The sequence below is a fragment of the Pseudolysinimonas sp. genome, assembly GCF_057350545.1.
Window position 1 is genome coordinate 1 of record NZ_JBMRCP010000068.1, and the last position, 10,312, is coordinate 10,312.

At 70.0% G+C, this 10,312-nt stretch carries 15 protein-coding genes and 1 pseudogene; 5 read left to right on the plus strand and 11 right to left on the minus strand.

Annotation, left to right across the window (positions count from 1 at the left end; genetic code table 11):
- Positions 1 to 286, minus strand: a pseudogene (locus ACO1X9_RS09780) (iron ABC transporter permease); the annotation flags it as partial.
- The gene (locus tag ACO1X9_RS09785) at positions 250 to 1,284 is read right to left on the minus strand and encodes a thiamine ABC transporter substrate-binding protein (protein WP_486350643.1); all 1,035 of its coding nucleotides are present in this window, start codon (positions 1,282 to 1,284) and stop codon (positions 250 to 252) included. The pseudogene ACO1X9_RS09780 and the gene ACO1X9_RS09785, both read right to left, overlap by 37 nt.
- Positions 1,285 to 1,484: 200 nt before the next feature.
- On the opposite strand from ACO1X9_RS09785, the gene ACO1X9_RS09790 reads away from it, so the two are divergent.
- Both ACO1X9_RS09790 and ACO1X9_RS09795 read left to right on the plus strand, forming a co-directional pair.
- Positions 1,485 to 1,994, plus strand: coding sequence for an EXPERA domain-containing protein (locus tag ACO1X9_RS09790; protein ID WP_486350644.1), 510 nt, complete (start codon positions 1,485 to 1,487; stop codon positions 1,992 to 1,994).
- A gap of 81 nt (positions 1,995 to 2,075) precedes the next feature.
- Entirely contained in the window at positions 2,076 to 2,237 is a 162-nt protein-coding gene (locus ACO1X9_RS09795; protein ID WP_486350645.1) for a hypothetical protein, read from the plus strand.
- Between the two features lie 76 nt (positions 2,238 to 2,313).
- Here the strand turns inward: ACO1X9_RS09795 and ACO1X9_RS09800 are convergent, their stop codons facing one another.
- The 3 genes from ACO1X9_RS09800 to ACO1X9_RS09810 form a co-directional block, all read right to left on the minus strand.
- Positions 2,314 to 3,153 carry a glycosyltransferase family 2 protein gene (locus ACO1X9_RS09800; protein WP_486350646.1) on the minus strand — a complete coding sequence of 280 codons (840 nt, stop codon included), beginning with the start codon at positions 3,151 to 3,153 and terminating at the stop codon, positions 2,314 to 2,316.
- A gap of 41 nt (positions 3,154 to 3,194) precedes the next feature.
- Positions 3,195 to 3,686, minus strand: coding sequence for a GNAT family N-acetyltransferase (locus tag ACO1X9_RS09805; protein ID WP_486350647.1), 492 nt, complete (start codon positions 3,684 to 3,686; stop codon positions 3,195 to 3,197).
- Positions 3,687 to 3,775: 89 nt separating this feature from the next.
- Positions 3,776 to 4,387 carry a M23 family metallopeptidase gene (locus tag ACO1X9_RS09810; RefSeq protein ID WP_486350648.1) on the minus strand — a complete coding sequence of 204 codons (612 nt, stop codon included), beginning with the start codon at positions 4,385 to 4,387 and terminating at the stop codon, positions 3,776 to 3,778.
- A gap of 242 nt (positions 4,388 to 4,629) precedes the next feature.
- Between ACO1X9_RS09810 and ACO1X9_RS09815 the strand changes: the two genes are divergently transcribed.
- A complete protein-coding gene (locus ACO1X9_RS09815; RefSeq protein WP_486350649.1) occupies positions 4,630 to 4,833 on the plus strand; it encodes a hypothetical protein in 204 nt (67 codons plus the stop codon).
- A 35-nt stretch (positions 4,834 to 4,868) separates the two neighbouring features.
- A complete protein-coding gene (locus tag ACO1X9_RS09820) occupies positions 4,869 to 6,197 on the plus strand; it encodes an acyltransferase family protein (protein WP_486350650.1) in 1,329 nt (442 codons plus the stop codon).
- A 9-nt stretch (positions 6,198 to 6,206) separates the two neighbouring features.
- Here ACO1X9_RS09820 and ACO1X9_RS09825 read toward each other — a convergent pair whose 3' ends face one another.
- The 3 genes from ACO1X9_RS09825 to ACO1X9_RS09835 are packed head-to-tail and all read right to left on the minus strand — an operon-like array spanning position 6,207 to position 8,413.
- Positions 6,207 to 6,758, minus strand: coding sequence for a hypothetical protein (locus ACO1X9_RS09825; protein WP_486350651.1), 552 nt, complete (start codon positions 6,756 to 6,758; stop codon positions 6,207 to 6,209).
- 52 nt (positions 6,759 to 6,810) lie between these two features.
- On the minus strand, positions 6,811 to 7,047 hold the full coding sequence (locus tag ACO1X9_RS09830) for a PspC domain-containing protein (protein ID WP_486350652.1): 237 nt from the start codon (positions 7,045 to 7,047) through the stop codon (positions 6,811 to 6,813).
- Between the two features lie 40 nt (positions 7,048 to 7,087).
- A complete protein-coding gene (locus ACO1X9_RS09835) occupies positions 7,088 to 8,413 on the minus strand; it encodes an MFS transporter (RefSeq protein ID WP_486350653.1) in 1,326 nt (441 codons plus the stop codon).
- A gap of 54 nt (positions 8,414 to 8,467) precedes the next feature.
- Here ACO1X9_RS09835 and ACO1X9_RS09840 point away from each other — a divergent pair, with 54 nt between their 5' ends.
- Positions 8,468 to 8,965, plus strand: coding sequence for an FBP domain-containing protein (locus tag ACO1X9_RS09840; protein WP_486350654.1), 498 nt, complete (start codon positions 8,468 to 8,470; stop codon positions 8,963 to 8,965).
- Here the strand turns inward: ACO1X9_RS09840 and ACO1X9_RS09845 are convergent.
- From ACO1X9_RS09845 to ACO1X9_RS09855, 3 genes are all read right to left on the minus strand, one after another.
- A complete protein-coding gene (locus ACO1X9_RS09845) occupies positions 8,962 to 9,432 on the minus strand; it encodes an SRPBCC family protein (protein WP_486350655.1) in 471 nt (156 codons plus the stop codon). The genes ACO1X9_RS09840 and ACO1X9_RS09845 overlap by 4 nt on opposite strands.
- Positions 9,433 to 9,469: 37 nt before the next feature.
- Positions 9,470 to 9,643, minus strand: coding sequence for a hypothetical protein (locus tag ACO1X9_RS09850; RefSeq protein WP_486350656.1), 174 nt, complete (start codon positions 9,641 to 9,643; stop codon positions 9,470 to 9,472).
- Positions 9,644 to 9,652: 9 nt separating this feature from the next.
- Positions 9,653 to 10,312 (minus strand): ADP-dependent NAD(P)H-hydrate dehydratase (locus ACO1X9_RS09855; RefSeq protein ID WP_486350657.1); only part of this gene is annotated, 660 nt, incomplete at its 5' end.

Below are 10,312 nucleotides of genomic sequence, written 5' to 3' on the forward strand. Positions count from 1 at the left end.
CCGGCATCCCGAGCACGAGGGTGATCGCCGTCGCCGCCGCCGCGAGCCCGACCGTGAAGCCGATCACCCGCTGCGTGCGCGGCCGGCTCAGCACCTCGGCGATGCCGCCCACGTCGAGCACGCCGCCGGGAAACAGCCCCCGCCCGACGATCGACGCCACCGGCCACGCGAAGAACACCGCGACGAAGGCGAGCGGCAGCGCTGCGGCGAGGATCCACCCCGCCGCGCGCGCCGCGCTCGCCTCGCGGATCACGGGGTCGCGATCGCCGCCCAGGCCGCGATCCACGCCTCGCGGTTCGCGTCGATCTCGGCCGGGTCGAGCTCGTACGGGTTCTCGGCGACCTCGGCGTACTCCGCCCACGTCTCCGGCAGCTCGGCGGCCGAGTTCACCGGGAAGACGTACATGTTCTCGGGGATGTCGTTCTGCACGACGGGCGAGAACAGGAAGTCGACGAGCTGCCGCGCCTCGGCGGGATGCTCGGTGCCCGCGATCACGCCCGCGTACTCGGTCTGACGGAAGCACGTGTCGAGCAGCACGCCGGTCGACCCGGGAGGCTCCGTCACGGGCGGCGACGACGCGTACGACACGACGAGCGGCCTGTCGCCGTCCTCCGCCGCGCCGGTGAAGTCGACGTAGTACGCGTCGCTCCACGAGGCGGCCACCCTCACCTGGTTGTCGACGAGCGCCGACCAGTAGTCGTGCCAGCCGTCCTCGCCGTAGGCGGCGATCGTCGCGAGCAGGAACGCGAGCCCGGGCGAGCTCGAGTTCGCCGCCTCGACCACGAGCAGACCCTCGTACGTCGGGTCGATGAGGTCGTCGAGCGTCTTAGGCTCCGGGATGCCCGCCTCCTCGAACCATGCGTGGTCGACGTTGACGCAGACATCCCCCGAGTCGATCGGGGTGAGGTACCGCCCGCCGGAGCCTTCGGGCAGGAGGTAGGCATCCTCGGCCTCGGTGAGGTCGCCGGACACGTACTCCTCGAGCACGCCGTTGCCCGCCGCCCGGGAGGCGAACGTGTTGTCGATGCCGAACACGACGTCGCCGAGCGGCGAGTCGGCGGTGAGCACGAGCTTGTTGACGAGTTCGCCGGCGTCGCCGCCCGACTGCACATCGACGCGAATACCGGTCTCGTCGGTGAACTGCTCGAGCGTGCCCTCGCTGAGCGCGAACGAGTCGTGCGTCACGAGCACGAGCGTGACCTCGTCGTCGGCGCCGGGCGCGGCGCACCCGGCGAGAAGAACGGTGGATGCCGCGAGCGCGGCGAGAAGGATGTTGCGTTGCACTGTACGTGCCCTTTCGATCGGTGAAGGGGCACGGGCGGACTGTTCGTCCTGAGAATGCCTCCCTGCGCCGGCATGATCCGGATCAGGTTCGACGGTCGAAGCTTTGGTCGCTTCCTCTCAGCCCGGCATACCGGACTCCCGTGTTCGAGATCGAGCCTAGCGGCATCCGCTGCTCTTCTCCCGAGCCCTACACTGGCGGCGTGAGTGACACCGCCGTCTCGAATCTGCCCCTGCGTCAGCGCCCCATCGACATCTTCTTCGCCGTGATGTTCACGATCTTCATCGTGACGTCGTGCATCGCCGACATGCTGCCGACCCTCGGTGTCGACTTCACGCAGCCGAACGGCACCTTCCTCGTCGACTCGAACTACTGGTACGCGCACGACGCCGATCCGCTGTTCATGAACCCGCCGGTGTGGATGCGTATCGTCACCGGCCTCTCGGCGTTCGTCTACCTCGCGTTCTACCTCGTGCTCGTGCCGTCGCTCATCAAGGGGTGGAACCGCATCCAGCTCCCCGCCGTGATCTACGCGACGATGATCGCCTCCATCACGGGCATCATCGTGTTCGGTGTCGAGTTCTTCGGCGAGGCGGAGTTCCAGACGCAGAACCCCGCGAAGTTCCTCGCGTTCAACCTGCCGTACGTGCTCATCCCGCTGCTGCTGCTCATCCGGATGCGCAAGCCGATGCCGTTCACGCGCAAGTTCTGAGCCGGCTGAACGATCGCTGAGGGGCTGAACCCCGAAGACGGGGAGGCGCCCGCCGGTCGCGCGGGCATAGCGTGACCCTCCGTGGCCCTCAGGGATCTGTTCCGCTCGCGTCCTCGTACGCCCGCGCAGCAGCGCGCCCACGTGCGGGTGCTCGTGTTCGCCGGAACGCTCGTCGGCATCCTCATCGTCGTGATCGCCGCGGTCGCCGTGTTCACGGTCTTCCTGGGGCGGTTCGCCGCCTGAACGTCGCCGCAGTTGCAGATTCACTCCGGAAGACGGAGCAATGTGCAACTAACCCGACAAAACCCTCGACGAACCTCTACCCGGCCCAGGCCGAGGGGCCGATGCCGCCGTCTTTGAGGGTCTTCAGGTGCTGCTTGCGCAGCATCTTGCCGAGCGGGTAGATCGCCGAGAAGACGACCATCGGGGCGCGGAGGGCGGGGTTCAGGATGTGGTGGTTGTCGTAGGTGCGTTCCCACCGTCCGACGTAGCGGTAGTAGGCCTTGGGGTTGGAGTCGAGTCGGCGTGCCGACATCCCGGAGACGATGTCGGAGCTGTAGGCGACGGTGTGGCCGCGCTCGAAGAGATGGATGCTCAGGTCGAGGTCTTCGTGCATCTCGTCGGCCTCGTCGGCGCACACGTGGTCGCGGATGTCCTCCCACGCCGACTTGCGCAGCGCCATGTTGCAGCCGAGCAGGAAGTGGTAGTCGCGCGTGAGCTTGAGCATCGCCTTGCGCAACTGGTCGTCGGCACGAGCGCCCCATCGACGTAGGGGCATGTCGTAGTAGATGACGGGACCCGTCGCCGCCCCCACCGTGGGATCGCTGAACGTCTTCTGCACGGCCTCGACCCATTCGGGCTCGAGGATCGAGTCGGCGTCGATGCGTCCGATCACCTCGCCCGTCGCGACCTCGAAGCCGCGGTTACGCGCCGGGATGATGCCCTGCTGCGGCTCGTCGACCACGATGAGGGGAGCATCCGGGAACTCGGTCTTCAGCGCGTCGAGCATCGCGGCGGTCTTGTCGGTCGAGCGGTTGTTCACGACGATGATCTCGTGGGCGGGCTTCGTCTGCTCGAGCGCCGCGACGACGCAGGTGCGGATCGCCCGCTCCTCGTTGTACGCCGGGATGACGATCGAAACGGTCGGTCCACCGGTCATGGCGCCACCCTACCCCGGGCGGCGCAGCCACGACGCGGCGGCTAACCCACGGATCGGGCGAAGAGCGCGACCTCGGTCGAGCCGCCCTTCGTCTGCTGTCGTCCGACCTCCACGAAACCGTTCCGCGCGTGGAAGGCGAGCGACCCGGGGTTGGCCGGACGCACGTTCACCTCGCACGTGATCTCCGAGGCGCCGTCGGCACGGGCCGCCTCCTCGACGGCCGTGTAGAGGCGTGGCCCGACGCCCCGACCCTGCAGGCGAGCGGCCAGCACGATGCGGTCGACGTAGAGGAAGTCGGCCGACCGCGCGCTGAACCAGGTGTAGTTCTCGCTCGCGTACGTCAGCCCGGGGGCGAGGGCGATCACGAAGCCCGCGGGCTCGCCGTCGTCGGCGACGAGGGTGAGACGGCTCATCGCGATGAGTTCGGCGAGCTCCTCGGCCGGGGTGATCGGCACCGCGGGATGCGCGGCGTCGTTGATCTCCACGAGAGCCGGGAGGTCGGCGGGGACGTAGGGACGCAGCTCGACGGGCACGGAGGCCAGGGTACGGGGTCTCGACACGCTGGTTTCGAGACGCGTCGCCTGACGGCGGCGCTCCTCAACCCGCTACTCGACCACCGAGGTCATTCGGCGTGCGAGATGTTGACGTGCTCGTTCAACCAGGGCAGCGGGTTGATGAACGTGCCCGACTCGGTCTGGATCGTGAAGTGCAGATGCGCGCCCATGCTCTGGCCCGTGTTGCCGACCCTGCCGATCACCTGGCCGCGCTCGACCGTGTCGCCCAGCGAGAGCGGCATCGAGCCCGACTGCATGTGGGCATACGAGCTGCGGAACACGACGCCGTCGACGACATGCTCGATCGTCACGTGGGTGCCCCACGAGCCGTCGGCGACCGACGAGCCGACGACGGTACCGTCGGCGATCGCCTCGATCGGAACGCCCGCGCCGGGCGTGAAGTCGATACCGGAATGCATCGACGAGCACCCCTCACAGGAGCGGAAGCCGAAGAACGACGACACGGTCGTGCCCTCGACGAGCGGCCACTGCACGAGTGTGAACTCGGTGATCGCAAAGCGGTCGCGCTCCGGCTCGACGGCTTCGACGGCGGACGCCCACGTCGTGGAGACCTCGAAAGACTGGGCGGTGGCTTCGAGATTCGCCTGGTTGATGGCCGCGACAGCGGCGGGAACCCCGAAGGCGCCCGCGGCCGTCAGGCATGCGCCTGCCGCGGTCACCGCGAGAGCACGGCGGAGAAATACCTGCATGAGGGAAGAAGTGACTTTCGGTCGGGGCCATCCCGGGATGGATGACGGATGGCGCGACGGCCGTGTTCCATGGTGACCCGACTCTCTGGACGAGTCCTGGCAGAACCCTGGTCATCCCCGCAGAACCCTTAAGACTGGGTGAACTCTCTCGTCAAGGTCTTGGGCACTCCGTTTCCGGATGTTGTGATGGTGTCAGCCCGAAGCTGACGACGATGGAGGGCTCCGCGATGATGATGGAAGTGACCACCGCGATCACCGGTGTCTACCGCGTGGCGGCCGACGGCGAGGTCGCCGGCTATGTCGTCGAGGCCGGCCCCGTGTACGTGAGCCTGCGCGGCCCGGTCTACAACACGTCGGTCGAGGTCGGACAGTCGCGCGACATCATGGACGCCGCGCGGATCGTGCTCGCCGCCTGACGGGTGCCGTCGCGACCCGCCCCTAGAGTGGGGCGGTGGCGAAGCGGACACCCTCGACGATCCCTCACGACACCTCGGCGGTGTCGTCGCTCGACCTCTCGAAGCGCGACCTCACGCTCGACCTCGCGCGCGTCTTCTGCGTGCTGCTCGTGGTCGTCATCCACCTGCTCTTCATCGGGGTCGGTCGGGATGCCGACGGCGGGCTGATCATCTCCCGCCCGCTCGAGGAGCAGGCCTGGTTCGACGCGGCGACGTGGATCGGGCAGATCATGCCGCTGTTCTTCGTCGTCGGCGGGTTCGCGAGCATCACGGCGTGGCGGTCCACGGTGCGGCGCGGCGGCACGGCGGCCGACTACGTGAAGACCCGCGTGCTGCGGCTCGCGCAGCCGGCACTGCCGCTCTTCCTGTTCTACGTCGTCGTCATCGGCGGCGCGACGCTGCTCGCGATCGCCCCCGAACTCGTCGCGACCGTCGTCGTGGGCGCGGGAGCCCCGCTCTGGTTCATCGCGGCGTACACGCTCTGCCAGACCCTCATCCCCGTCATGGTGCGGCTCCACGAACGCGCGGCCTGGCCGACGCTCGGGGTGCTGCTGCTCGGCGTGATCCTCGTGGATGCCGTCCGCTTCGGCTTCGACGTGAAGCAGGTCGGCTACCTCAACATGTTCTTCGTCTGGCTGCTCGTGCAGCAGCTGGGCTTCTGGTACGCCGACGGGTGGTTCACGCGTCGGCGGTGGTGGCAGCTCGTCGCCATCGTCGTCGCGTGCTACGCCGCCCTCGCCGCGCTCACGTTCGTCGGGCCGTATAACACCGACCTGCTCGACATGCTCAACCCGCCGACGCTCCCGCTCGTGCTGCTCGGACTCGCCCAGGCGTGCCTCCTGCGCCTGCTGCGGCCGGCTCTCGCGATGCTCATGTCGACCCATCCCGCACGCGCCGTGGTGTTCCTCGTCGGCACCCGGCTCATGACGATCTACCTGTGGCACCTGCCGGTCATCATCATCGTCGCAGGGGTCGGACTGCTCATCCCCGGCGCCAGCCCCGAGCCCTCGTCGCCCGCCTGGTGGTGGTCGCGCATCCTGGTCTACCTGCTCGTGCTCGGCGTGCTGTTCGCGCTCTCGCTCGTCGTGGGCCGTTGGGAGCAGCCGATCGAAGCGGGGCCGACGCCGCCGATCTGGGTCGTCGTCGTGGCGGCGGCGCTCACCTTCGCGCCGACGTTCCTCGTGATCGAGTACTTCCTCGGTCTAGGCCTCGCGATCGCGGGGGCCGCATGCCTCGGAGTCGCGATCCTGCTGCTCGGCCGGTGGCCGCAGCGATGGGGGTCCACCGTCACGGTGGACGCAGCGCGTTCGCGTACGTCGGTCTAGAAGATCGGTCTAGAAGCCGAAGTCTCCGCCGCCGAAGTCGCCGCCGAAGTCCGACCCGTAGTCGCCGCCGGCATCCACCGACGCGTCAGCGTTATCACCCGACGCATCGCCGGCTTCCGAACCGCCGTACCCGCCGTCCCACGGCAGGAACGCGCTGACGAGCGCCGAGCCGACGACGTAGCCGGCGACCGTGCCGAGCAGCGAGGCCCCCAGCATCTGCCCGAAGCTCGGGCCGCCGAGGCTGCGCTCGAGCGAGCCGGGCTCGCGCATCTCTTTGCGGGTCGCCGCACGGGCGAGGGTGGCCGGCTCGCTCGACAGCGGTCGTTCGCCGGTGCCGGAGCCCCTGCTGAGCTCCTCGTAGACCTGGGCTCGCTGCGCCTCACTGAGGCGCGAGAACGCCTCGGCATGCACCTGCTCGATCGTCTCGGGCGGGGCGGTGCGGAGGAGGTACCGGTAGCGCTCGACGGCACGCTCGTCTTCGGTCGGCGGACGGCGACGCTGCGGGGCCGCGGGGGCGGCCTCCTGCTCGTCCGCTCCGAAGAGCCTGTCGAGGAATCCCATGTCAGTGACGATAGATTCCCCGTCTGAACGGCTGCTGAAGCGCCGCTGGGGATCAGCCTGCGCTGGGCTGACCGGATGCCGGGGGCGCCGATGCGACGGTGACCGTCTCGACCTCGTTCGGGATCACGATCCACGCGATGACGTAGAAGATCAGCTGCGGACCCGGGAGCAGCAGCGAGACGACGGCGAGCACGCGCACGAGGGTGACGTCCCACCCGAAGCGGCGGGCGAGGGCGGCGCACACGCCCGCGAGGACGCGGCCGGTGCGGGGTCGACGGAGTTCGCTCATGACTCCATCGTGCAAGTGCCCGTCGGGTGCGACCAGGGGGCTACCCCCCGGATCGCTCCCCCGCCTCGTCTGCGTGGCCCTCCGCGAGCACCTCGCCCGGTGAGACGTCGAGAGGATGCGCGACCTCGTCACGCCCCATCCGGAAGACGACGAGCACGACGACCGCGAGGACGATCGGCACCAACCCTGCGACGAGGAACGTCGGCCCGAAGCCGATCAGCTCGCCGACCGGACCGGCGATCGCCATCGAGATGGGCATGAACGCGAGCGACACGAAGAAGTCGAGGCTCGACACCCGCCCGAGCATCTCCGAGGGCACCCGGCGCTGCAGGAGCGTGCCCCAGATGACCTGCCCCCACGCGAACGCGACGCCGATGACGAGCCCCGCCGCCGTCATGAGCCACAGCTGGTCGGTGAGTCCCATCACCGCGAGGGGGATCGTGCCGAGACCCCACGCGAGGTTCATCACCGTGAGGTAGCGCCGCGGCAGTCGGAACGAGGCGACGACGATGGCCGCGACCGCGCCGCCGACACCGTAGGCGGCGAGCACGAGCGCGTACGACTCCGCACCGCCGCCCGTCTGCGCGGTCACCGCGAACGGCAGCAGCACCTCGAGCGGCCCGATGACGACGAGCACCCAGAGCGACGCGAAGAGGAGCGTGCCGAGCAGCCACGGCGTGCGCACCATGTACCGCACGCCGTCGCGGATGTCGACGAGCACGTCGGTGATCGGATGCCGCCCCGACGCGCCGGAGAAGTCGCGTCGCACCGGCGTCGTGCGCAGCGCGAGCAGCGCCGCGGCCGCTCCGAGCTGCAGCACCGCCACGACGAGGAACGCCATCGCGGGCGACGCGATCACGATGACCGCGCTCGCGAGCAGCGGGCCGGCGGCCGACACGATCGTCGGGCGCAGCATCCCCTCGATACCGTTCGCCGGCAGCAGGTCGTCGGCGGACAGGATCGACGGCAGGAGTGCCGAATAGGCGGGATAGAAGAAGCCGTCGACGGCGCCGAGCACGAACGAGATCACGGCGAGGTGCCAGACCTCGACGACGCCGGTGAGACCGAGCACGGCGGCCGTGCCGAAGCCGAGCACCTTCGTCGCCTCGACGGCGACGAGGATGCGCTTCTGCGGGATGCGGTCGGCGATCGCGCCGGCGACGAGCACTGCGGCGATGAGCCCGAGCGCGTTGAGTGCGGCGACGAACGAGAGGTCGCTCGGCGATCCGCCGAGGGCCTTCACCTCGAAGACGAGGGCCACGATCCAGGTCCCGGCACCCAGCAGCGACACCACGAGCGCACCGGTCAGAATGCGGTACTGCGCCGTGCGGAACGGCCGCAGCGCCCGGGGGAGCTTCACGGCCATGACGCCCAAGCTACCGGGAACCGGCGACGCGACGGAGCGTAGGCTGGATCGATCATGAAGGTGATGACCGAGGCCGACATCCGCGGCTCCCTCGTCAACGCGGCCCCCGGCGAGGCGCAGCGGATGCCTCTCCCGGGGCTGCATGAAGTCGTCTGGGCCGACCGCGAGTACCTCGGCTGGCGCGACCCCGGTTCACCGCTGCGCGGGTATCTCGTCTATTGGAGCGGCGAGCGGCCGATCGGCATCGCCCTGCGCGCCTCCGAGGTGCGGCTGCGTCCCGGGTCGGCGATCTGCTCGCTCTGCAATACCCCGCAGCCGGCCGGCCAGGTCACGATGTTCAGCGCCGTCCGCGCGGGAGACGCGGGTCGCGCCGGCAACTCCGTCGGCACCTACATCTGCGCCGACCTCGCGTGCTCGCTGCTCATCCGCATCGCGCCGACCTCGACCTACGACGGGATGCCGGCCGCCTCCGACATGATCGCCGCGCGCTCGGCGGGGCTCGCGGCCCGCGTGCGCTCGTTCGGCGGCCGCGTGCTCGAGTCGGCCGCCTAGCGGCCGACGGCCGTCCAGCCCGCGATGCGCGGCAGGACCCGACGCATGTAGGGCCCCCACGCGACGCGCACGACGGCCGCGACGATCGGGCCGCGGCCGGGGAGCGACGTGAAGGAGTAGGTCCACGCGATCGATGATCCCTCGCCGTCCGCTCCGACGCGCCACTCGGAGCGTCCGCCCGCCACGAGACGCCCGAAGAGCCCGGTGAACCGGGACAGGTCGTACGCGAAGAGCGGCGCCTGCGCCGACGTGAGCGTCTCGACGACGGTGCCGCCGTCGGAGAGCACGAGGGTGCGGGTGCGCCCCGCCGCATCCCACGAGCCGGACTGGTCGCGCACGTCGACGACGGCGGGCAGCACGCCCCAGCGCGGATAGAAACGCGACGGATCGTGCTCGCGGAGGCGCGCGAAGACGACGTCGGGATGCGCCGCGACGTACGCGGTGGCGGTAGCGGATCGCGTGCTCACGGCGGGGATTCGGAGCCGTGGGCCGCGGAGGATCGGATCAGTCGAGCCGCTCGAGCAGATGGAACGGGATCATGAGCGACGCCGCCACCGCGAGGATGCCGGCGCCGAAGCCCCAGATCATCCAGCCCTCGGGGAAGGCGAATGCGTAGCCGAACAGCGCCAGTCCGCCGACGAACAGGGCGAGCGAGACGAGGAACGCGAACACCTTCATGCGCTCATGTTAGCGGCCGTCGAGCGTTGCGCGGCGGGGCTCGTCGGCGAGCTCGGCCACGACACCGGGAAGCTGCGCGCAGAGGTCGAGGATCGTGAACGGACCGCCGCTCGAGGCCCGACGGGCCGCCTCGCCGTGGATCCACGCGGCCGCGGCGGCGAGGGGCGCGAGGGCGGCGTGACCGTCGATCGCGGCGTGGTTCGTCGCGACGAGCGCTCCCAGCACGCCGGCGAGGGCATCCCCGGCCCCCGCGGTCGCGAGCCACGGCGTCGCGTTCCGCACCCGGAGCGTGTCGCCGCCGGGCGCGACGACGAGGGTCTCGGCGCCCTTGAGCAGCACGGTCGCGTCGAGGTCGTCGGCCGCGCGTCGGGCCGCGGACTCGCGGTCGGCGAGCACCTCATCCTTCTCGACCCCGAGCAGTCGTGCGAGCTCCCCCGCGTGCGGGGTCACCACGACCGGTCCGGTCGCACGCGCGCGGAGGTCGAGGCCCCCGGCGTCGAGCACTGTCGGACTGCCGTCCTCGAGCGCTGTCTCGAGCAGCAGCCTCGCGAGCTCGTCGCGCTTCGACGCATCCTGTCCCGATCCGATGACCCAGGCCTGCACGCGACCGGCGGCCGTGACGGCCTCGGGTCGGTGCTGCAGCACGAGTCGCGTCGCGCGACCCGGGCC

Coding starts and splice junctions, on each gene's coding strand:
- ACO1X9_RS09800 (WP_486350646.1), bottom strand. CDS start 3,153: ATGACCGGTGGACCGACCGTTTCGATCGTCATCCCGGCGTACAACGAG.
- ACO1X9_RS09815 (WP_486350649.1), top strand. CDS start 4,630: ATGGAGGGCTCCGCGATGATGATGGAAGTGACCACCGCGATCACCGGT.
- ACO1X9_RS09825 (WP_486350651.1), bottom strand. CDS start 6,758: ATGGGATTCCTCGACAGGCTCTTCGGAGCGGACGAGCAGGAGGCCGCC.
- ACO1X9_RS09830 (WP_486350652.1), bottom strand. CDS start 7,047: ATGAGCGAACTCCGTCGACCCCGCACCGGCCGCGTCCTCGCGGGCGTG.
- ACO1X9_RS09835 (WP_486350653.1), bottom strand. CDS start 8,413: ATGGCCGTGAAGCTCCCCCGGGCGCTGCGGCCGTTCCGCACGGCGCAG.
- ACO1X9_RS09840 (WP_486350654.1), top strand. CDS start 8,468: ATGAAGGTGATGACCGAGGCCGACATCCGCGGCTCCCTCGTCAACGCG.
- ACO1X9_RS09850 (WP_486350656.1), bottom strand. CDS start 9,643: ATGAAGGTGTTCGCGTTCCTCGTCTCGCTCGCCCTGTTCGTCGGCGGA.